A 22,156-nucleotide genomic window follows, 5' to 3' on the forward strand; every position below is an offset into this window, starting at 1 on the left:
ATTTTTGAAAAATGGAGCCTTATTTTGAAAAAGCCAGCCAGACCTGAAAAACAGGTATCCTCAAGAAATTCAGACTGAAAAACCGCCTGAAGGCGGCATGATATCAAATGGGGCTGAAGCCCGAACGGCATTAACTATAGAATCTGCTTTTAAATTTTCAAGAGTCAGATAAGTGGCTCCAAGGGCTGCAGAGATTTGCCGTGCAAGCCCGAATTTTATCATACTGCTTTCCGTATCGATTACGGCAGATTGTATGCCTTCCTCCCTTAACCTGGAGGCAACTGTTTTTATTTCCTGAAGAGGAGATTCTCCGTTCATACTTACATTCGCCCTTCCGTCAGAGATCAGAACCATAAAAGGGCAGGTATCAGGATCACGCTGGAGTTCGGTTCTTATAACCTCATACCCTTTTACAAGGCCCCGGGAAAGAGGCGTTTTCCCTCCTGTGGGCATCTCCTGCAAATACTTCTGGGCCAGCTCGATACTGGATGTAGGAGGCAGCAACAGTTCCGCACTTTCTCCTTTAAAAGCGATAAGTCCGACTTTATCTCTTTTTTGGTAAGCGTCCATGAGCATTGAAAGGACCGCTCCTTTGGACGCAACCATACGCTGCCTAGCTCCCATGGAACCGCTTGCATCCACCACAAAGAGAACAAGGTTACCGATCTTTTTCTCCCTGATCTTTTTTCTGAAATCGGATTCGTGAATTATTATGGAATTTCCGTTCTTTTCCCGTGTAATCTGGTAGGGAGCAGCTGCCCTCAGGGTAGCATCAAAAGCCAGATCCGAGGTTTTTTCATGGGGAATTGTACTCTTTATATACCTGCCCTGTTTGGAGCTGGTAAAAGTTTTACTGCGCCTGCCTGAACCTTTTCGATCAGCTCTGAGAAACTCAGGTGTCAATTGTTTTATCTGATAGCTCTCTCCCGTAGCAAAAATAGTCTCCGAAGAGGAGTCCGGACGCTCATCTGTCTGGTTTTGTGAGCGCTCCGACTTCTGTTCTTCGGGTCTTTTATGCTGCTTCTCCTTATCTTCCTCGTGTTCCTTTTTCTGCTGTTCATGTTTATTTTTCTCTTTCTCTTTTTCTTTCTGTTTTTCCCTGTGATTTTCAATGCTTTCGTCCAGCTTATCCTGTTTATCGGAATGGGAATCAAACGGCTTCCTGCGCATGCGGTGAGAAAGCACCAGTTCTGCAGCTTCTTTTACATCCTCTTCAAAGACATCGGTCCTCCCGTTAAAAGCCGCAAGAGTGATTGAGGTTTTCATCATTGTGATGTCTGCCCTGTGCCCGTCAACTCCCAGATCAACACAGATCTGGCTGATTAGCTCAAGCATACTATCCGAAATCCTGACCTCAGGAAGTAACTGCTTTGCATTAAGGATCTGCCCGCAAAGCTCAGTCTCAGCAGCCTGCCAGTTTGCTACAAAAGTTTCAGGATTTGCCTCATAACTGAGCCTGTATTTTATAAGCTCCACCCTCCTGGATACATCACTGATTCCCTTTACATCTACACATAAACCGAAGCGGTCCAGTAATTGAGGTCTCAGTTCCCCTTCTTCAGGATTCATTGTGCCTACGAGTACAAAGTTCGCAGGATGGGAGTAAGAGATTCCCTCGCGTTCAATGGTATTTACTCCCATCGCCGCAGAATCAAGGAGCACGTCTACAAGATGGTCATCCAGAAGGTTGATTTCGTCCACATACAGGATGCCCCTGTGTGCCATTGCAAGCACACCCGGCTCAAAACGTTTTTCCCCTTTCTTGATGGCATGCTCGATATCAAGAGTCCCTACAACTCTATCTTCAGTAGCACTTACGGGCAGATCAACAACCCTCATTTTTACCCGGGAAACTCTCAGGTTTCCGGCTTTTAGATTATCAAGGCATTCCTCGCACAGTTCATTTCGGTTATCAGGATTGCACCTGAATTTGCAGCCTTCAACCACTTCGATTTCAGGCAGGAGATTGGCAAGAGCCCTGACTGCAGTTGATTTGGCAGTGCCTTTTTCGCCCCTGATAAGGACTCCTCCCAGTTTCGGGTTGATGAGATTTAAGACCAGGGCTTTTTTCATTCTCTCCTGCCCGACTATAGCAGTAAAAGGGTAGACAGCAGTGTTGTGGTTCCTCATGGTTTTGCCTCAGCGAGTTCAAACTCCTACCAGGTATTCTTCAACACTTATGGCAGGTATGGACCAGCTTGAAACGGATGGAAGGATGGACTCCACGTTTTCTACCTTATTCATGTAAGGATAGAAGGTCACGTAGAGATTCCCCGAAGTCTTCTTTTCAAACCGTCCAATCCAGATTTCTTCAGTTACATTGATGTCCGAACCGGACCAGACCTCATGCTTATTTTCAAGCCTGAGTTTTGGATAAGTCTCAACAACAGTGAGCTGTCCAAGTTTTTTTCCATAACCCAATTCAAGCGGGCTGTCAGAGAAATGCAGAAGATATTTCAGACTAACAGCAGAAAGCTCCCCTCCCTGCATGACGCTGTCGACATACACGGAAAAGAGGGGCACTTCAATACCATTTAATTCTTTTTTGTAGAGGAAAGTGTGAGTTCCCAGATCAGCCGATTTACCGGGAGAGATAATGCTTGAATAAACCGGAAGGTTGTTCCTGGAAAGAGTAAGGCAGGCATTATCCGAATCCAGATCGGTAACTTCCAGAGTATATCCTTCTTTCAGGTTATATTCTTCATCAGGATAGAGTATTTTATCATCCTCTTCCAGAAGGATATTCACAATTCCCTGATCAGTGCCAAAATACGCGTATTTTTTACCATCCCAACCTAACATGGAATATCCCTGATTGAACCATTCTTCTTGATAATCCATCATCTCCGGGTTTTTATATGCAATTTTAACAGGTAGGGATTCATAAACCAGGCCTCCTTCAGGGATCCAGTCGTTTCCGGCATCAAGGGACATCTCAAGGCTTTCGGTACTGAGGTCGTATTCAGGGTCATAGAAGAGCATACCAAAAGAATCAGCTGTCCAGTTGCAGGAATCAGGAGAGGAGTCAGAACGGTTTACAGTCAGGGAAGTTCCCCTGATTTTATACGATGTTATAGTATCCTTGGTCATGTTGTAAGAACACGCTCGATATACAGTATCAGCAACCCTTAAATCAATCAGGTCGTCAAGGATGGTGACATAATCTGCGAGATGCATCCTTACAGGTGCGCTATTTTTCAACTCGATACTCTTGTTTGTAACGGCAGTGACTTCGAACTTGCCGTACTCATCTCCTTTTTCGATCTTACGAGGTACATCCGAGTAATGGTTTACGCTTTTAAGGCGCACAATGGGATCCTTGCTGTCAAGAACCTTTTCCAGAGTTCCTTCCAGGATCACATATTCTGTACCGTCGACCTCTGTCGTGAAGTTAAACTTCGATCCTTCTTCTACGGTTTTCGTAGTAACGGATGTGGAATTTTTCTGGAGCTCAAGCAGGGCGTAGTTTCCGTTTATACCCTGAAGCACCAGTTTACAGCCGTTTCCGAGATCAAAATCATTCCCCCGTTGAAGATCACGGCTTCCGGAACTGATAAGGCTTTCACTGAGCATCCCGTCCTCAAGAACCTTGTATTTCTTCCCGAAAAAAGCAGTTGAACCGGAAGTGATTTTTGAAGTATAAATTGCGTCCCCCGTGTCAATAAAACCGTCTTCCGAAAAAGTAAGTTCAAGAGACTCATAGTATGTCCCGGAGGTGGTTGAATAATAAAATCCCGAACAGTTTTCTGCATTGAGAATATGATGATCTCCTTTTGCAATGCTTATAAGCTGACCTCGCTGTTCAATAGCACCTTCTACAGGAATGATAATACATAAAACTACAAGTAGGAAAAAAACTACATGCTTGATTTGTAAAATAACATGATTATCATCAATAGTACCCATAATAATTGCAACTTTAGTATTACTAATTAACTTTTTCGATTTTATATTCTGAAAATAAAAGTTGTCCATGAAAAAAATAAATTAAAGTTAAATCCAGATTAAACTTTTCATTTCTTTTCCGTTTGAAACATGGAAATTCATTGTAACCCATAGATAGTGAAAATCAGGAAGAACAGACTAGAAAAGTAATGTGAGACAAAAGTCAGGAGAATCTGGAATTCATTTTTTAGTAAATATAATTTTTAGAATTAGCCCTAATTAGTAATCATATATTTAAAAAAAGTATGACTATATTTGTAAAATTAAAGTTTATTTCGAAATATTTATTAACTCCAAGACATGGATATATTTTTTATGCCTTCAGGAAAAAGTGCTGTGATAGGATTTACATTTCTGCTCTTTGCAGTTCTGGCAATATTCTATTTTCAAACAGCATCAACTGAAAAGATAGTTTATGAGGAAAATTTTGAAGATAGTTCAGGGCTTGAAGGAGACTTCCTCAGATGCGAAGACAGCACACTTTACCTTGACACTCAAAATTCTGCACAGACTGCAGAAGGAGTATGGGATAAAAACGTAAGCCTGTCTCCAGGAAGGATTTCCTGGAACTGGAACGGGCAGGATACGGATAACTTCAGCCTCTGGTTAAAGGTCACATTCAGCGACCATAAGTCCATTTATTATGTTGCAGCAGGGAGCAGAAATCCACAGTCTGAAGGTGAGTTTTACCGGGACAGTGAAAGCCGGCGGCGATTTTCTCCTTCTATTGTAATAGCCGGGATTCCGATGGGTCTGGTTGAAAGAGATCTTACTGAAGACTATACCAGGTACTGCGGCCCCGTTGAAAATGTAAGGGTTGTAAAGTTGAGCGCAGGTTTTGGAGACAACAGTGTCCTGCAAAGGAACATTTTGAGAATATCAGACCTGAAGATTTACAGCCAAGCATGAATTAATCGAAAAAGCCTGAAAGCCAGAGGAACCCGAATATGAAAAAGAGCAATGTAGCATTGATACCTGTATTTACACTTATTACACTTATTTTTTTAGTATGTTCCGGATGTGTATCTTCCGATATAATATCTTCCGAGAGCGTATCTTCAGATAATGCTTCTTCTGATGAAGACGACGGAAGTGCAGGAGAGAGCTCAGGCAGTGAGCCGAATCAGGGAAACACGGCATCTTATGAAAAGTCTTCACCTTACCTTTATTGGGAGTATGAACTTGGAGATGTAGCTCCTGAAAACATAAGTGAAGGCAGGTCAAACGTTCAGGACTGCATAAAGTATACTGCTGACGGAAAATATGTAGCAGTAGGGACAGGAAAAAACCTGACTGTTCTTGACGTTACAGGTAAAAATGTGCTCTGGAAAAAAACTCTCAAAGGAAATATCTCAGACCTTTCTTTTTCAAAAGACGGGAAGTACCTTCTTGCAGGAGAGAGGAGCACTGACGGCTACATATATTCCATGGATGCCATCACGGGGGAAGAAATCAGCAGCTACAGGACAGCAGATGACCTGGGAACCGGCACGAACCCAAGAAATCAGCCCTGCATATACAGAATAACAACTGCTGATGACGCTGTATACATTGCAGCAGGAAGATACTGGAAAGATCCAGGGTATGGGCTGGCTTCGAGAGTTTACAGGTTCAGCCCTGACGGTACTCTATCCTGGAAACTCCCTGCGGCAGGAAATTATGACCTGAGTGTAAACTGGATTGATTCAAGCCAGGATGGAAAAAACGTGGTTTTTTCAACAGGGGACTGGACGAATTCCCTTGAAACCGGTGCAGTTATCTACTCCATTGACAAAAACGGAAATCTGCGCTGGAAATATGAAATCCCGCCTCTGAGACCTTATTTTGTATCTACAGCCATCTGGCACGGACTTGATATTTCAGACGACGGATCCATGATAACTGCCTATACAGGAGACGGAAGAAATTACCTGTTTTATGACTCCGAGATGAGAGGACCCGGAGACGGCAAATCCGAGTGGCACTTTGAGAAATATCAGTCCAACGTGACAGCTCCGGAAGAGCTTGAAGGGAGTGTCATCTATACTTACGGTGAAAACGCAAAAATCGCGACTGAAAGTGAAATATTCTATCTGACAGGAGCTACTCTTCCTGCATATTATCCCGGAAATGTCCCTATGGCCCATCCCCTTGAAAATTCTCTCGTATCGTGCGATGTGGAGACAGGAGAAACTTCCTGGACCTATAGCCTGGGAGGGCGCTGCACAGGGATTTTCTTCTCTCCGGATATGAGGTTCCTTGTCCTGCCGGTCGGAAAAGATACGTCATCAGGCAATACTCAGTTCCACGGAATCCATGCATTTGATTCCCGGAAGTCCGGGAACGGGAATTCAAAGCTGCTCTGGAAATTCAATACCGAAGGAGTTGTTGTGAATGCTGCGATTTCTTCAGACTGTACCGTAGCTGCAGTTGAAGTCCCTCTGAAGCTCAAAAGTGGAGATGTAACCGGAAAACACAGGTTAATAATTGTCAGGTGAGAGAATGAAATGGAAACCTTTGATAGTCCTGCTTATTGTAATTATAATGGCTTCCGGATGTGCTGAAAAAACCCAGGAGTCCGATAGCAATGCATCATTTCAGGATTCGGAATCCGGGATAGAGAGTTCGCAGAATACGCAGGAGACAGGTAACTCCGAAGGCAATTCCGGAGCAGGGAAGCTTATAGACTCGGTAGTCTTCTCAAGAACCGGAGCTCTGCTTACCCTGAAAAGTGAGGCAGAGATCTCGGAAATCAGGGTTTACTCAGACAATGAGCAGATAGCTTCTATGGAGATTGGAAAAACCGAAGACCAGGCCTTTGCATCTTTTGACTGGAGTCCTGAAACCCGGTACAGGTTTGAGGTAATAACAGGCTCAGGGATATCAAGCGAGATTGAAGTATATGCTCCGGGAAAACCTGCTCTGAAAGAGGAATATACCATAAAACTTGAGGACGTAACTCCAGGAGATATCGAAAAAACCTCAACAAATATAAAAGGAACAGCGAAATTTTCTCCGGATAGCAAATACCTTGCCGTCGGGACTCATGGAGGCTCTCTGAAACTTATAAAGCTTGCAACAGGAGAAAAGGTCTGGGAAAAGCAGCTCGTTAAAGGGATAGCCGATGCAAGAATCGCGGACATAGAGTTTTCGGAGGATGGAAAATACCTTATTGTGGGAGAAGAGAGCCCGGATGCTTTTCTCTATTGTTTTGACGTTAACGGCACTGAAATCTGGAAATCTGGAGCAGGGGAAGAGCTTGGTTCGGACCTGAAGTACATGCCTGCTATGAAAAAGATAAAACTTGATTCGGAAGGGAATATTTATGTCGCTGCCAGCAGGGCCTGCGGCTATATTGGTGAGAAATACAAGTACCTGGGACGGGTTTATTCCTTTGACTCCGAAGGCAATCTGCGCTGGAAATTCCCGGAATCCGAACTCATGGACTCGGGAGTTACATGGATTGATGCCACCCCTGATGGGAAATACGCTGTCTTTGGCACCACCTGTTTTACAGAGACAGATAAATGGAGAGAAGGCACTGTTCATGTCCTGAACGGAAATACGGGAGAAGAACACTGGAGATACCAGATCCAGCCGGTTAAACCGTTTTTTGACTACTCTGCAATATGGTACAGCACACAGATTACTCCTGACGGGGAAAAGCTAATAACAATGACAAGCGATGGCAGGGCATTTTTATTCAATAATTCCGAGATCATCGAAACCGGAACCCCGGAAATAGCATGGGAGCAGAACATCTCAACCCCGATAGTCGTAAGTGGAGTCCCTATTTACGGCAGTGCGAATTATGCTTACATTGTCAATGATACCCTGATCTTTTCGATAGGCAGTACCTTCTCCAAAGACAAGAATAAGGATGCTCCGTTTGAACACCCCAGTGGAAACAGCCTTTTTGCCTATGATTATGAAGGCAACCTACTCTGGAAATGGAAAATTGACGGCTATGCAGGAGAGTGTGCAAGAAACGACCGCTATCTTGTGATCCCGCTTGCTCAGAACCTGGTAACGGAGGACAGAAGCGTACACGGAGTATATGTCTTTGACGTATCAAAAAGCGGAGGTGCAAGTTCGAGGCTCATCCAGACTTACAATACGGAAGGGATCACAGTTTCTGCCGATATCTCGCCTGACGGCAGGTATATTGCAGCCCTCGAAGCTCCTGGAAGGCTTGAGGACGGGACCGTGCTCGGAGAATATAAAGTGCATGTTCTTACCTGAGGGGAAAGTATGAAAATTGTTTCAGTAACCTGGAATTCCTACATTCCCACCCTTCTCAGGGCAGCAGAGGAGCTTGGAATTGAGCTTGAGGCTTACTACTCAAAAATCCTGGAAGAAAGACCCGAAGAAGCTGAAAGCGTGCTCTCCGCGTGCGAGCATGCTGATGCTATTTTTCTCTACCATATAGCCAATCCTTTCTGGGAAGATTTTTATAAAAGGCTTGAACCTCTAAAAACAAGGATACCTGTAATCTGTGTAGGGAGCAACCCCTCAAGTTTCACTCTTTCTTCGGTAAAACTCGAGATCGCAGCCACCTGTTTTTCATACATGATCTATGGAGGGGAAGAAAACTTTGGCAGCATGCTCAGATACCTCTTAAAAGAGGTATTCGGGGCTGAAATAGAAGCAAAACCTCCGAAAAAAATACCCTGGGACGGGATCTATCACCCGGGTGCAGGAGAAATGTTCTCAAACCTTCAGGAGTACCTTAACTGGTACGGACCTCTGAAGGATAAAACCGTAGGGATGCTCATCTCAAGGACTTCCTGGGTAAACAATGAACTTGAGATTGAGAAAACTCTCATAAAACAATTTGAAAACTCAGGACTTTCTGTTATTCCTGTTTTTGCGTACTCTCTGAAAGATGAAGAGCTGGGAAGCAGGAGCATGGAGGAGGTCATGGAATCTTATTTTATAAAAGACGGCAGACCAGTTATAGACTGCCTTGTGAAACTCTCTCCTTTCTTTATTGCCAGCAGCAAGGCGAAAGAAAGAGATACTTCATGCGCAGCAAAGGGCATAGAAATATTGAAAAAACTTGATGTTCCTGTGTTCCAGCCCGTAATTTCACACTACATGACCGTTGAGCAGTGGCAGGAATCTAACGGGTTAAGCACTGAGATCGGCTGGAGTGTGGCTTTGCCCGAGTTTGAGGGCGGGATCGAGCCTATAATAATAGGTGCGGGCAAAGTGGAAGGAGACTACATGAGTCGTTTTCCTATCCAGGACCGCTGCTCAAAACTTGCATCAAGAGTTTTGAAATGGATAGAACTCAGGAAAAAACCGGTTAACCGGAGAAAAGTTGCATTTATCCTTCATAACAGGCCCTGTACAGGGGTTGAAGGTTCGGTAGGTGATGCTGCAAACCTTGATTCCCTTGAAAGTATGGCCAGAATCCTGAACCGAATGCATAAGGCAGGCTATGATGTCAATCCGCCCCTGAACGGAAAAGATCTTATTGAGACCATCCTTAGCAGAAAAGCAATTTCCGAATTCAGATGGACTCCCATAAACGAGATAGTAAAGAACGGGGGAGCTCTCGCTTTTGTGGAAAAAGAAGAATATGAGAAGTTTTTCAACACCCTGAGTCCGGGTGTAAGGCAGAGGATAATTGATAGCTGGGGTAACCCTCCCGGAGAAGAAGTCAATGGCATCCCTGCTGCAATGGTTTACGAAAACAGGATAGTTGTCACAGGGGTTCAGTATGAAAATGCTGTGGTCTGCGTACAGCCAAAGCGCGGATGTGCAGGTGCCAGGTGTGACGGAAAGGTCTGCAAGATCCTTCACGACCCTGATGTCCCTCCAACTCACCAGTACCTTGCGACCTACAGGTACCTTGAGAACACCTTTGGAGCCGACGTGCTCGTGCATGTAGGGACACACGGCAACCTTGAGTTCCTGCCCGGAAAAGGAGTGGGGCTTTCGGAGGACTGTTATCCTGACATAGGAATTGGAACGATTCCTCACCTTTATATTTACAATTCCGATAACCCTCCCGAAGGCACGATTGCCAAACGCCGGAGCCTTGCCTGCCTGATCGACCATATGCAGACAGTTATGACCGCAGGGGGGCTTTATGAAAATCTTGCAGAACTTGACAGGCTGCTCGGAGAATACGAGCAGGTAAAACACGATAAAGGCAGGACGCATGCTTTAAAGCACCTGATCCTTGATGAGATTAAAAAATCGAATCTTGACTCCGAGATTAAAGCCGACCACGAAACTCCTTTTGATGAAATTATAAAAAAAGCGCATGAAGCCCTTGGAATGATAAGGAACAGCCAGATCCATCACGGAATGCACATCTTCGGACAGCTTCCTGAAGGCGAGAAAAAAGTTGAGTTCATAAACTCCATTTTAAGGTATGATGACCGGGAAAGTGTGGGAAACAGGGTTTCCATCCGAAGGCTGATCGCAGAGCTTCTGGGGCTTGATCTTGACGAACTGCTCTCTGACCAGAGCCGTATTTCAGAGAATGGGAAATCTAACGGGCAGAGGCTTGAAGAAATTGATTCTCTTTCAAAAGACTTTATCAGGACATTCATAAATAATCAGGAAAAAGAGCCGCCCTCGATAATCAGAGAAATCTTTACAGGGCAGAACTTTACAGAACAAAATGTTACAGGACAGGGCATAAATCCTGTCATTTCTCAGGAAGCTGCTGCAATCTGTAAAAGAATTATCGACCTTGAGTCAAGAATTGATGCCTCTCTTGAGATTGAAGCTCTTTTGCATGGCTTTGAAGGAGGATACATCCCTGCCGGCCCTTCCGGGCTTATAATGCGCGGAAGAGAGGACGTACTGCCTACAGGCAGGAACTTTTATTCGCTTGACCCGAGGAGGGTTCCGACAAAAGCTGCATGGAGAGTTGGACAGCAACTTTCGGGGGTTTTGATTAACAAGCACCTTAGAGACGAGAACCGCTACCCTGAAAATGTTGGCTTTTACTGGATGGCAAATGATGTTATGTGGGCTGACGGAGAAGGCATGGCACAGATGATGAGCCTGCTCGGGGTCGAACCGGTCTGGCTCAGCAACGGGCATCTTAAAGGGTTCTCAATTATTCCGCTTAAAGAGTTGGGTAGGCCCAGAATTGATGTTACGGTCAGGGTTTCAGGAATCCTCAGGGACAATTTCCCTAACTGTCTGGAGGTTATAGACGAGGCTATCCAGGCTGTAGCCTCTCTTGACGAACCTGAGGAGATGAACTACCCGAAAAAGCACAGCCTTCGGATGATTGGAGAAGGAGCGAATTCGAGAGAATCTACTTTAAGGATTTTCTCAAGCAAACCCGGTACTTATTCGGCAGGAGTACAGCTTGCAGTTTATGCAAGTGCCTGGAAGGACGAAAAGGACCTGGCAGATATATTCCTTTACTGGAACGGTTATGCGTACGGAAAAGATGTAAAAGGCAAGGTAGCTCATACCCAGCTTGCTTCAAGCCTTAAAACAGTTGATGCTACTTTTAACAAAGTGGTCAGTGATGAGTACGACCTTCTGGGCTGCTGCTGTTACTTTGGGGTCCACGGAGGGCTTACCGCTGCTGCAAAGCAGGCTTCCGGAAAAGATGTAAGGGTTTATTTCGGAGACACAAGGGAACCCCAGCACGTTGAAGTCCGGGACATGGCTGACGAATTGCGCAGGGTAGTAAGGACCAGGCTCTTAAACCCGAAGTGGATCGAAGGTATGAAACAGCATGGGTATAAAGGTGCACAGGACATTTCGAAGAGAGTCGGAAGAGTCTACGGCTGGGAAGCTTCTACGCAGGAAGTGGACGACTGGATCTTTGATGATATAACAAAGACATTCGTGCTCGATGAAGAAATGCGCAGGTTCTTTGAAGAAAACAACCCCTATGCCCTTGAAGAGATGGCACGCCGGCTCCTTGAAGCGCAGTCAAGAGGCCTCTGGGACCCGGACCCTGAACTTCTGGAAGAACTGAAAAACTCCTACCTTGAAATAGAGAGCTGGATTGAGGAGCTGGCAGGAGAAGGAGAGTTTCAGGGAGGGGCTGTGGACATCGTGAGCTTTGAAGATGTCCCTGACTGGGATAAGAAGATGCAGGAAATCCGAAAAATCCTCAAGTGAGAAAGGTTGCGGAATGAAAAACACAGATTTGCTCCTTAAAGCTTTTCTCCTCCTTTTACTGGTACTTGCTTTACAGCCTGGAGCAGCCCGGGCACAGGAGGATTTTGAACCTGAAGAGATGACCGCATTCATGCTTCAGGTCCCACATGGCGTAGAAGGGAGCGGGCTTGCAGTCGGAGGCAGCAACCTTTCAGCATATGTTTTTTTTGAGAGCTATTATAACGGAAACATGAATGTAACACTGGAACTCGATTTACCTGAAGGCTTTATACCCCAGGATGCCTCTGTCCATTCATTTTCACTTCAGACCGAATATGAGGACTGGTACAGGCTGGTGGATATTTATATTCCCCAGAATCTGCCTTCCGGAACCTACAACATAACTGCAACTGCAGTTATTGATGTTGATGGAAGTAAGCATGCTATTGTGCGCAGAACCCATTTCAGGGTTGCTTCAAAAGAGGAAATCACAAACGAGATTACAATTTCCGGACTGATGATACCGTCAGATGAGGACGGATATGGTGACCCCAGTCATCCTTCCAATACTCTGATTATCAGGGAAACGTCGCCTGCTCTCAAAAAGCTGCTAAAGATCACGGATCTCAAGATCGATAGAGAAGAATTCACTTCAACCTTTATGGGAGTGGAAGTCACCAATAAAGGAGACAGTACAGTCCCTGTTGTAGTTACCTATAACATCCTTGATATCAAGACCGGAGAACCCGTAAAAGCCTTCAAGCCCACCATCATGGGAATGAACTCAGATACCTTCTGCTATGCCGCATTAACACTTCCTCCGGGCTCAAGTTCACTGGTAAGCCTTCCCCTCTATATATCCGATAATGCGATGGGAGGAGACTACCTGCTGAGGGTTGAGGTAAAACTCACGGGCAGTGACTGGGTTGCAGTAACAAGGGACCAGAAAATAACCGCGGTCTCGAGGAAATGGGGACCTATAATGATTACATTCGCTTCCACTTTACTCGGACTGACCGCAGTAAGCCTCTTTTTCTCAAGGTCAAAGGAGATAATGGACAGGTTTAAGACCCGCAACCTTGTGTTAATATCCCTTTTTGGCACCGTTTCTTTTGCAGCCATAAACCTGCCAATGACAATCCTGTGGGAGCTTTCCCATGCTATATTCGGACCTTTCAGCTTCCTGTTTACAGGGCTCTTTTATGAGATCCTTCTTTACATGCTCATTGCATCTCTTGTTGTCCTGATCCCAAAACCCGGAGTTGTAAGCCTTTTTATGATGGTCAGGTTCCTTCTTGGAGGTTTTATAACAGGAAGCTTTACTCCGATCACTTTTATAACATTGTCTCTTAGCGCTGTGGTTCTGGAGGTAATGATGTATGTTGCAGGCATAACCGGCAAAAGTCCAGATCCGGAAAACAGGTTCAAGGTGGGTATGGTCTGCGGAATTGCCGATATGATTGGCGGATACGTTTCTTTCAGTGTATGGATGGTGCTTTACAGGCTGTTTTACAGCAACTGGTACATAATGGCGAATATCCTGATCGACGGATTCCTCTACACTTTCATAGGCGCATGGTTTGGAATAAGCCTCGGAAACAGGCTGAAAAAGGTGGCAGAATAAAAGTGGATAACAGATTAAGGTTGGTGCAACGAGGCCGGGTAAGATGGTACAAGGAAGCAGAATAAGACGATACAATGAGGCGGAATAAGGTGGTACAATGAGGCAGAGTAAAGGCGGTACTGTGATAGAAATCAAAGACCTGTGGTACACCTATCCAGGGAGATCGGAACCGACCTTAAAAGGGGTCAACCTGAAAATAGAAGAGGGAGAATTTGTTCTCCTGACCGGACCTACGGGCTGCGGGAAGAGCACCTTACTGAAAACACTGAACGGCATAATTCCCCATGAGTCCGGAGGGATATTTTCAGGCAAAATAAAGATAGCAGGGATAGAGACCGGAGATTCAAACCAGACGGAGATTTCAAGGAGAGTCGGCCTTGTTTTTCAGAATCCTGATGACCAGATCTTTTCTACGACCGTTGAAGACGAGGTAGCCTTTGGGCCTGAAAACCTCTGTTTTGAGAGGCCAGAGATTGATAAAAAGGTAGAAGAAGCCCTCAAAATGGTAGGGATGTCCGGACACAGATTTGATTCCACAAATTCACTTTCAGGGGGACAGAAACAGAGAATCTGCATTGCAAGTATGCTTGCGATGATGCCCGAAGTCCTTGCCATGGACGAACCCGTAAGCCAGATGGATCCCGCAGGCACCAGGGAGATCCTGAACACTGTTAGAGAACTTAACAGGAAGCTGAAGATAACCATTCTGCTGGTTGAGCACAGGCTACATGAGCTTATGCCCTTTGCAGATAGGGTAGTCATAATGGACAGCGGAAAGATAATCTTTGACCAGCCCGCCTCAAAAGCTTTTGACCAGCTTGACGTCTTTCACAGGCTGGGTCTTCGGGTTCCCGAACCCATTGAACTCTGCCATACCCTGGGAATAAAGGCGAGTCCCTTCAGTGCAGAGGAAACATTTGCCGTGCTGAATACCGAAAACTTTAAAGAAAATACGAAAAGTTATCGAAAGTTTCCTGGCACGGAAGAAAAAGTCAATTCCTCAGGCTGCTCTATAGAAAATTCCGAACCTTTGATTTCGATCCGGAATTTATGGTCCGGCTATGATAAAAATAAGATGGTGCTTAGAGGCATAAATCTGGAAATCCGCAGGGGTGAAAGAGTTGCAGTTATGGGCACAAACGGGTCAGGCAAATCAACCCTGCTTCTGAACCTTGCAGCCATGTTTAAACCATACAAAGGAAGTGTGAAAATCTTTGGAGAGGACGTCAGGTCAAAAAACCCATACTCTTTTGCTGGCAGGATTGGGTTCGTATTCCAGAACCCTGACCTTATGCTTTTCTGCGATTCAGCTGAGGAGGAGGCAAGTTTTGGGCCTGTTCAGTTAAAATTTGAGGATATAGAAAAAAGAGTAAGAATTTCTCTTGAAGCCATGTCAATTTTCCATCTCAGGCAGGATCTTCCCCAGTCACTGAGCAGAGGGCAGAGATTAAGGACAGCTGTCGCTTCGGTACTCTCCATAGACCCTGAACTTATACTCCTTGATGAACCCACAACAGGACAGGATAGGGTGAATATAGAACAGATGATGGATTATTTTAAAAACAAAGGTTCAACGCTCGTATTCTGTACTCATGATATCGAAATTGCAATGCTCTATGCAACACGAATTCTTGTGATGAACGAAGGCCAGATTATAGCGGATGGAAAGGGAAGAGATGTGATAAAGAATATAGATATCCTCAGGAAAGCATCCCTCACCCAGCCTCCAGTTGTTGAAATTGCCAACTACCTTGGAGTTGATGCCTATTCGATTACGGAACTTGTAGAGACGCTGGCTCATAGAAGTCCTGAAGTAATAAAATGTTAAGCGGTAAAAAGCTAAAAAGTTGAGTGTGAAGCGATAATTGTTGAAGTGATGAACGCTGACCCGTAGAAACGCTGAAGTGATAGTATAATGTGGTACAGACGGCTGAAGTGATATTATGATAGGTGCCAGATCAATTGCAGAACCAACAATTAAAGACACGATCATTCACAGGATAGATCCCAGAGCAAAGATCCTGATCCTGATCTCGACTGCTTTTATAGCAGTTACCCTGGACAATCCTGAGACTATGTTTTTATTATTTCTGATCGTACTCTCCGGGTTTGCACTCGCAAGGATGCCTGCAATAAAGCTCAAAACCCTTGCTATTTTGCTCATACTTTTGATCTGGGGAACTATCTATTCTCAGGCTCTTTTTTACTCCCAGCTACCGAGGACCGTAATTTTTACCATAATCAGTCCTGATTTTCCGGTCCTTGGCTGGCTGACAAACGGAGGGTTATTCGTATATGAAGAAGGGCTCCGGCACGGTGCTATTCAGGGCTTGAGGTCGGCTTCGATTCTTTCCCTGGGACTTTTGATGTGCTGGACCACGGATTCAAGGGATATATTAAACGGCCTTGTAGGGCTCAGGGTCCCTTATAGCGTGGCTTTTATGGTGGTCACAGCAGTCAGGTTCCTTCCGATAATAATTACCGAAGTAGCTACTGTGATAACAGTCCAGAGGCTCAGGGGGTTTAACCCGAAAAGGTTTGGGTCAGGGATCATCAAAACCTCACTTAATATACTGACTCCGACCCTTTCAAATTGTGTAAGAAGGACCGGCACCCTTGCGGTTTCCATCCAGAGCCGGGCTTTTCGGGCAAATACTGAAAGGACATACCTAAAAAAACTGAAGTTTTCGGAATTTGATAAGGCAGTGGTTACGATCTGTGTTTTTGCTGCCATAAGTATTGTGATCATAAAGCTTCTTTACAACCTGTATACAAGTGGAATTTATTATACTTCAGGTTTAAGACCTGTTTATGCAATCGCCAGGGGATACCTGTGATAGAAATCAAAAAATTATCCAGATCTTTCGGGAACCTGCGTGCTGTTGACAACCTGGACCTTGATGTGGGAAACGAGATCTTTGGGCTTCTTGGTCCCAACGGGGCAGGCAAAAGTACAACTGTAATGATGCTTACGACCCTGCTAAGACCGAACAGCGGCACCGCAAAAGTCTGCGGATACGATATAGTAAAGGACTCAAAAAAGGTAAGGTCAAAGATAAGTTATGTCCCGCAGGACATGGCAGTGGACCGGAAGCTGACAGGCAGGGAAAATGTGCTGCTTTATGCAAAACTCTACGGGATCCCGAACAGAGATTCAAAGGTGGATGAAGTGATCGAGATGATGGGGCTTTCGGACCGTGAAGGCGATCTTGTAGCAAAGTACTCGGGAGGAATGAGAAGGCGCCTTGAACTTGCTCAGGCACTTGTACATGAGCCTGAGGTCCTTTTCCTTGACGAACCTACCCTTGGCCTGGATGTTAGCGGCAGAAAGAAGATCTGGGAACATATCAGGATGCTGAAAGCCGAAGGAATGACTATCTTCATGACCACCCATTACCTTGAAGAGGCAGAAAAGTACTGCAACAGAGTTGCCATTATTGATAAAGGCAGAATAGCAGCTGTCGGCTCTCCTGAAAACCTTGTAAGCTCAATCGGAGAAAATGCTTCCCTCAATGATGTTTTCCTTGAGAAAGTCAAAACCCCTGAAGAGCAGGCAGGGTTTAATTCAACTCAGTTTAGAAACCTTCTGAGGCGGAGATAATGAGAGCAGTATTCTATTATTTTGAAAGGGACCTTGTAAAATGGCTCAGAGGTAGAGTAACCGTTATCTCTTCGCTTGTAATGCCTGCAGCCTGGCTGGTATTTGTCGGGCTTGCCCTGCCCACAAAGTTTACAGATAATTATCTTGAGTTTATCACTCCAGGCATCCTTGTCATGACAACTCTCTTTTCCTCCTTGCAGGGCGGATCTCTTATGATTTTCGATAAAATACTGGGCTTTTTGAATAAGTTCCTCGCCATGCCCTCCCCGCGAGAAAGCATGCTGTACGGAAAAATCCTCTTTATCAGCGTAAGGGGCCTGCTGCAGGCAACCGTGATCCTCCTGATAGCCACGCTCCTTGGAGTAAGGGTATTGAACCCGATAAACATAATTCTGATATATTTTACATTGTTCCTGTTTTCAGTATTTTTCTCTGCCCTCTCAACTATGATAGGACTATACTTGAGTGACCACGATAGTTATTCGGCTGTAAACAGCATGATCAGCATGCCTCTGTTTTTCACGAGCAGTGCTCTTATGCCCTATGATGTTATGCCTTCCTGGTTGAGGATACTTGCAAGGCTCAACCCGGTCAGTTACGCAATAGACAGTGCAAGAATGCTGTTCGAAGGGGGGATACCTGTTAATGGGATCATCGGCCTCGCCATAGGAGCCGGAATTATGGTACTTCTCGGGACATATCAGTTCCGAAAGGCGGTTGTGTGAAAAAAGATTCGGACTCTCCAGAGTTATGATTCGAGACCACAGGAAACCGAAGGTTTTCTGGAAGTTGCACTGCAAGTGCAACAGCACGAAGTCATTTTGACAAAAGAGATGTCCGCAAAAAAGAGATATGAGAAATATTTGAGAAATATTTACTTAGAATAAATATAAGAAAAATAATCTAATTTTCATATATAAAAAGATTTAATTATATTAACAAAATGGTTTTAATTTTTACGCGCAGGTATTCAGAAAAATTCTTATTTGACTACGTATAGTAAAGATTATATTCACATACGTGGATTTTATAGATAGAAAGCACTGCGAACCAAATCTTCAATTTACCGGGTATGTTTAGGCTTTAAACACCGTTTTTGGGTAAAAGAATATTAAATTTTTCATATGTTTGCCCAATAGTTACAGGACAATACCCAGATATGAGATTTGAGGAAGGTACTAATATGAAGAAGTTGCTGGCTTTGATGCTACTCGTTTCAGTGATTTTTATATCTGGCTGTGCATCGACGATAAAGACAAGCTCACCAGTCAGTCCGGAAGATCTGGCCGTGAGCATAGAACCCCTAGTAATCAAGGAGTTTAATGAGCAGGATATTTCCGTAAATGTCTTGAATAACAACAGCACCCGGGCAATTGACTCGGTGTCTGTAAGTTCTTTTGATCCATTTACAATTGTGGGGCCAAGTTCACAGGTTAACATTCCTGCAGAAAGTAAGGCTGCTTTAAGTTTCAGGGTTATGGCTCCTTCGTTTGATAAGGTTGAAAATCCTTTGATGCTAACACTGTCATATGCTTCGGGTATCGATGAAGAAGAAAAACCCATAATCAGGACGAAGGTCGTGCCTGTACAGACAGTTATCCTGCCTGATGCAAAACTTCAGTTTGTCGGCTTTGCCGAAGGCATGGACAAGCTGCGTGCATCTCCCCCTGTTTCTACCTGGGAAGCTAAGAAAGGTGAGAATGTCACAGTGAAATTCTCTGTAAAGAATCATGGACAAACAACTATAGCCGGAGAGTCCATGTATGTGGTAGTAGATATGGAAAACAAGCTGATTGGGAACAACTCTACTGTTAATATCACCGAAGCGATGGCAAAAGGAGGAACTTCCTATACAAGAGGTACAGAGCTCCCTATTATGAAAGATGCTCCCAATGGAGAAACTAATGTGTATGTAAATCTGATGAAGGGAGATTACCTACTTGACTCGCAGACACTTGTACTTAAAGTAAAGCTATAATCCGGATCTGGTTCCCATGAGATTCAGGTTATGTATAAAACCTAAGAAATCTCCTCTTTTATTATTTAGTGGATTTTTAATCAGCATTTTGCTGGTTTTAATCCTCTCTTCCGGTTGTTTTGGAAGTTCAGAAGACATTTTCAGGGAATACGATGAGGTTTTCATTCAAAATATAGATGTAATGTCCACTCCTCAAGGAGAGAGCACCCTTCTGACAGTCACCCCTTATATCCGCAATGACCAGGACACTGACAGTTCTATGCTTTCTGTCAAAGTCAAAATTATTGAGGAGGAGACCCACCTGATAGCGGCAGAAAAAGATGTGGATATGGGTTATATCAAAGCTCAATCTCTTGCTTACAATACCGTGCCGTTGAGAGTTGTAAACCCCGGTAATTATGAAGTGGAGGTCCAACTTTTTCAGGAAGGCAAGCTTCTTGGTTCAATGAGCTCATTTGTTATCGTAAAGGTTAATTCGTCCGTTAATCAGCCGGCTGACATCCTGCTTACTGATATGAATCTTGTAATTACCCAGTTCACGGATAGAGATGCTAAAGCTGTGGTGGATATTTCTCCCGGAATTTATAATCAGGGGGGAGATTCCAAAGCTCTGACCATGGTAGTTACCGCAAAAACAGATGCGTACACCTCATATACCGAAAGCGATGAACTCGGGATTGTCAAAGGTCCAAGCCAGCTTAGAGGGCATGTGCGCTTTGTGCTCCCAAGAAGGGCAGAATATACAATTTCGGTTACTGTGGAAGAAAATGGTCGGGAAATTATCACTTCCGAAGTCACCGAGCCAATAAAAATGGACAAGATAGAGCGGAATGTTACCAAAAATTATCCACTTGTGGAAGAAGGCACACCTGTTGAATCTCCCATAGAAGAAAAAGCTTCCAGTTCCAAAGATTCAACTCCCGGTTTTAAGGGTCTGGTCACGTGTGTGGTTCTTTTGCTAGCTGCAGGTATTATAATAAACAGGGGCCTTGAAAGTAAAAAGGAAGGGAACGAGGAATTGCATGGTTGGAAAAGAAGATAATCCTTATATTGAGGAAAGAGACACAGATCGTCACTCTGTGGAAGTTCAAATGCCCGGAAAAGATAATAAACCGGAAAATAACGATGCGTCGGTCAAAAAACTCGTAAATGCAGTTGTGCTAATTGTTCTGTTAGCCCTTATTTTCATCGCCCTGTTTTCTTTTTTCTTCAATATGCAGGAGGCAATAATTGCTATCTTCCATCCGAAGTACCAGGCACTTATGCAGGCTCTCTTTAGCTTGCTAGTCCTGATTATAGGGATTTATATGATCAGGCTTCTCCTTCCAAATAAACATTAACTGTAACCCTTTAGAGGAGCTAAATCTCCCCTTTTTAGAGGGATCAGTAAAAATCCCTTTTTTAGATGAACCAATAACAATGCTTAGTGGAAGACAATGCTTAGTGGAAGACAATGCTTAGTGGAAGATCTTCCGAGATTACACCTGCATGAATCTTTATTCCTTTTCTCTTTTTCTTCTACTTCTTCCTTCTACATCTTTTCTTTCGACTAACCGTCAGACAAGCTGGCGGAGGTACTTTTATATTTATCTGTGGATTGAAACTCGGTTTCCCGGATCAGAAAACATTAAAAAATAGAAAAAAACCGGGTAAATATAGAATATAAAAGAAATAAAAAGGGACAGGACAGAAACCTTTAGGTTCAGACCTGTTTTATATTCATATTAATGGAAACTTCTGCAATATCAGCGCTGTATTCGGCTACTCTCCGCAGGCTCTCAAGAACCATGCTGAGTTCGATACTGCCTGCACCTTCAATATCCCTTGACTCAAGGGAAACGCCAAACTGAGAAACTTTTTTGGCTTCGACAACGATTTTGTTTATAGCCTGAAGGTCCTCTTCCTGCATGGAATCTATGGAGCTCTCAAATACTTTCCTGGAGAGATCAGCCATCTTGAAAATCGGGTCATCATTGCTGATTCCTGACTCCATTTTGAGGACATTCCTGGCGATCCTTACTGCATGGTCTCCTACGCGCTCGATGCTCTTGGTAATGAGCCTGTATCCAAGACATTCCCGCGGATGCCTGATTCCTATTTTTTCCGAGAGTTCGATGTCCTCGATTGAGGCTTTAAGCTGACGGACAGCTAAAAGATAGAAGCGGTCAACGTCGTCGTCTCTCTGAATGACATCTTCGGCGATTTCCACGTTATGATCCCGAAGGGAAGTCATGGAATCTTCAAGCATTGAGAGAACGAGTCCGTACATATTTTTAATCACACGGCCAAGAGGCAGGTCATTGTAATTCAGGAGACACTGGAAAACAAGCTCATTCCTGGATTCCTCCACAAGCTCAAGACCTATGAGTTTCTGGCGCACAGAATCTTTTATAAACTTTCGATCATAGGCGCTGAAACCTTTTTTTGTCGTAAGCCTGATTACGTCATAACCTACAAGGTAATGAGAAATAAGGATCCTTAAGTTGTTTTCCGCACTGTCGGAATGAAGATAATCTATAGTTGCCTTCAGGACAGAATGCTCTTTCGAAACCGCACTGGAGGAAACAAGCAGCGTTTTGTTAGGCATGGGTGTAAGAGTAAGTGTGTCCCCGGCCTCAAGCCCTATATCCCTGACCCATTTTATGGGGAGAGACACGATATAAGTAGAATTTCCTGTAAACTGGACTTTTCTTTTATCCTTGGTAATAAGTAAGCCCCCTGAAGAGAGAGTAATGAATATTACAAAATCTATATAGACGATATTGATATATAAAGGTATCCTGAAAGTAGCGGATCAAAAAAAATAACCTATAATTTTGTCGTCTAAGTATAGTCTATATGGTTGAAAAGAATCAGAGAAAAACATAGAATTGCTTAAAAAAGCAAAAAACAAAAATATATAAAAATATGCTTTTGTGGATTTTACCCGTAGTTATTTTTA

15 protein-coding genes are annotated in these 22,156 nt (G+C 44.2%); 12 read left to right on the forward strand and 3 right to left on the reverse strand.

Annotated features, from left to right (window positions below; translation table 11 throughout):
* Positions 1-69: 69 nt before the first annotated feature.
* Both MSHOH_RS17870 and MSHOH_RS17875 read right to left on the reverse strand, forming a co-directional pair.
* Positions 70-2,130, reverse strand: coding sequence for a putative cobaltochelatase (locus MSHOH_RS17870; protein ID WP_048141718.1), 2,061 nt, complete (start codon positions 2,128-2,130; stop codon positions 70-72).
* A gap of 18 nt (positions 2,131-2,148) precedes the next feature.
* On the reverse strand, positions 2,149-3,906 hold the full coding sequence (locus MSHOH_RS17875; protein ID WP_048143615.1) for an S-layer protein domain-containing protein: 1,758 nt from the start codon (positions 3,904-3,906) through the stop codon (positions 2,149-2,151).
* 354 nt (positions 3,907-4,260) lie between these two features.
* Between MSHOH_RS17875 and MSHOH_RS17880 the strand changes: the two genes are divergently transcribed.
* The 12 genes from MSHOH_RS17880 (at position 4,261) to MSHOH_RS17935 (ending at position 20,555) form a co-directional block, all read left to right on the forward strand.
* A complete protein-coding gene (locus MSHOH_RS17880; RefSeq protein WP_048141720.1) occupies positions 4,261-4,854 on the forward strand; it encodes a hypothetical protein in 594 nt (197 codons plus the stop codon).
* Between the two features lie 38 nt (positions 4,855-4,892).
* Positions 4,893-6,422, forward strand: a complete 1,530-nt coding sequence (locus MSHOH_RS17885) for a PQQ-binding-like beta-propeller repeat protein (RefSeq protein ID WP_048141721.1) — start codon at positions 4,893-4,895, stop codon at positions 6,420-6,422.
* Between the two features lie 4 nt (positions 6,423-6,426).
* Positions 6,427-8,166 carry a WD40 repeat domain-containing protein gene (locus tag MSHOH_RS17890; protein ID WP_048141723.1) on the forward strand — a complete coding sequence of 580 codons (1,740 nt, stop codon included), beginning with the start codon at positions 6,427-6,429 and terminating at the stop codon, positions 8,164-8,166.
* 9 nt (positions 8,167-8,175) lie between these two features.
* Positions 8,176-12,033: a cobaltochelatase subunit CobN gene (cobN, locus tag MSHOH_RS17895; protein WP_048141724.1), complete on the forward strand. Its 3,858-nt coding sequence runs from the start codon at positions 8,176-8,178 to the stop codon at positions 12,031-12,033.
* Between the two features lie 13 nt (positions 12,034-12,046).
* Positions 12,047-13,636: a hypothetical protein gene (locus tag MSHOH_RS17900; RefSeq protein ID WP_048143616.1), complete on the forward strand. Its 1,590-nt coding sequence runs from the start codon at positions 12,047-12,049 to the stop codon at positions 13,634-13,636.
* 97 nt (positions 13,637-13,733) lie between these two features.
* Positions 13,734-15,464: an ABC transporter ATP-binding protein gene (locus tag MSHOH_RS17905; protein ID WP_048141726.1), complete on the forward strand. Its 1,731-nt coding sequence runs from the start codon at positions 13,734-13,736 to the stop codon at positions 15,462-15,464.
* 115 nt (positions 15,465-15,579) lie between these two features.
* On the forward strand, positions 15,580-16,473 hold the full coding sequence (locus tag MSHOH_RS17910; protein ID WP_048141728.1) for an energy-coupling factor transporter transmembrane component T family protein: 894 nt from the start codon (positions 15,580-15,582) through the stop codon (positions 16,471-16,473).
* The gene (locus MSHOH_RS17915) at positions 16,470-17,237 is read left to right on the forward strand and encodes an ABC transporter ATP-binding protein (RefSeq protein WP_048141730.1); all 768 of its coding nucleotides are present in this window, start codon (positions 16,470-16,472) and stop codon (positions 17,235-17,237) included. The genes MSHOH_RS17910 and MSHOH_RS17915 overlap by 4 nt, the downstream gene beginning before the upstream one ends.
* Positions 17,237-17,962 (forward strand): ABC transporter permease, encoded by a 726-nt coding sequence (locus tag MSHOH_RS17920; protein WP_048141732.1) that lies wholly within the window; start codon positions 17,237-17,239, stop codon positions 17,960-17,962. Before MSHOH_RS17915 ends, MSHOH_RS17920 begins: the two co-directional genes overlap by 1 nt.
* Before the next feature lie 458 nt (positions 17,963-18,420).
* Entirely contained in the window at positions 18,421-19,215 is a 795-nt protein-coding gene (locus tag MSHOH_RS17925; RefSeq protein ID WP_048143617.1) for a COG1361 family protein, read from the forward strand.
* A gap of 88 nt (positions 19,216-19,303) precedes the next feature.
* The gene (locus tag MSHOH_RS17930; RefSeq protein ID WP_048141734.1) at positions 19,304-20,257 is read left to right on the forward strand and encodes a DUF7490 domain-containing protein; all 954 of its coding nucleotides are present in this window, start codon (positions 19,304-19,306) and stop codon (positions 20,255-20,257) included.
* Entirely contained in the window at positions 20,238-20,555 is a 318-nt protein-coding gene (locus MSHOH_RS17935; RefSeq protein WP_048141736.1) for a hypothetical protein, read from the forward strand. The genes MSHOH_RS17930 and MSHOH_RS17935 overlap by 20 nt, the downstream gene beginning before the upstream one ends.
* A gap of 362 nt (positions 20,556-20,917) precedes the next feature.
* Here the strand turns inward: MSHOH_RS17935 and MSHOH_RS17940 are convergent, their stop codons facing one another.
* The gene (locus MSHOH_RS17940) at positions 20,918-21,922 is read right to left on the reverse strand and encodes a phosphate signaling complex PhoU family protein (RefSeq protein ID WP_082089410.1); all 1,005 of its coding nucleotides are present in this window, start codon (positions 21,920-21,922) and stop codon (positions 20,918-20,920) included.
* Positions 21,923-22,156 lie beyond the last annotated feature (234 nt).

The sequence above is a fragment of the Methanosarcina horonobensis HB-1 = JCM 15518 genome, from assembly GCF_000970285.1.
GTDB classification, from domain to species: Archaea; Halobacteriota; Methanosarcinia; order Methanosarcinales; family Methanosarcinaceae; genus Methanosarcina; species Methanosarcina horonobensis.

What these genes read in the sequence shown, in the direction of transcription:
- MSHOH_RS17910 (WP_048141728.1), top strand. Translation starts at nt 15,580, where the DNA reads ATGATAGGTGCCAGATCAATTGCAGAACCAACAATTAAAGACACGATC.
- MSHOH_RS17920 (WP_048141732.1), top strand. Translation starts at nt 17,237, where the DNA reads ATGAGAGCAGTATTCTATTATTTTGAAAGGGACCTTGTAAAATGGCTC.
- cobN (WP_048141724.1), top strand. Translation starts at nt 8,176, where the DNA reads ATGAAAATTGTTTCAGTAACCTGGAATTCCTACATTCCCACCCTTCTC.
- MSHOH_RS17885 (WP_048141721.1), top strand. Translation starts at nt 4,893, where the DNA reads ATGAAAAAGAGCAATGTAGCATTGATACCTGTATTTACACTTATTACA.
- MSHOH_RS17935 (WP_048141736.1), top strand. Translation starts at nt 20,238, where the DNA reads ATGGTTGGAAAAGAAGATAATCCTTATATTGAGGAAAGAGACACAGAT.
- MSHOH_RS17875 (WP_048143615.1), bottom strand. Translation starts at nt 3,906, where the DNA reads ATGGGTACTATTGATGATAATCATGTTATTTTACAAATCAAGCATGTA.
- MSHOH_RS17880 (WP_048141720.1), top strand. Translation starts at nt 4,261, where the DNA reads ATGCCTTCAGGAAAAAGTGCTGTGATAGGATTTACATTTCTGCTCTTT.
- MSHOH_RS17905 (WP_048141726.1), top strand. Translation starts at nt 13,734, where the DNA reads ATGAGGCAGAGTAAAGGCGGTACTGTGATAGAAATCAAAGACCTGTGG.
- MSHOH_RS17925 (WP_048143617.1), top strand. Translation starts at nt 18,421, where the DNA reads ATGAAGAAGTTGCTGGCTTTGATGCTACTCGTTTCAGTGATTTTTATA.
- MSHOH_RS17870 (WP_048141718.1), bottom strand. Translation starts at nt 2,130, where the DNA reads ATGAGGAACCACAACACTGCTGTCTACCCTTTTACTGCTATAGTCGGG.
- MSHOH_RS17900 (WP_048143616.1), top strand. Translation starts at nt 12,047, where the DNA reads ATGAAAAACACAGATTTGCTCCTTAAAGCTTTTCTCCTCCTTTTACTG.
- MSHOH_RS17890 (WP_048141723.1), top strand. Translation starts at nt 6,427, where the DNA reads ATGAAATGGAAACCTTTGATAGTCCTGCTTATTGTAATTATAATGGCT.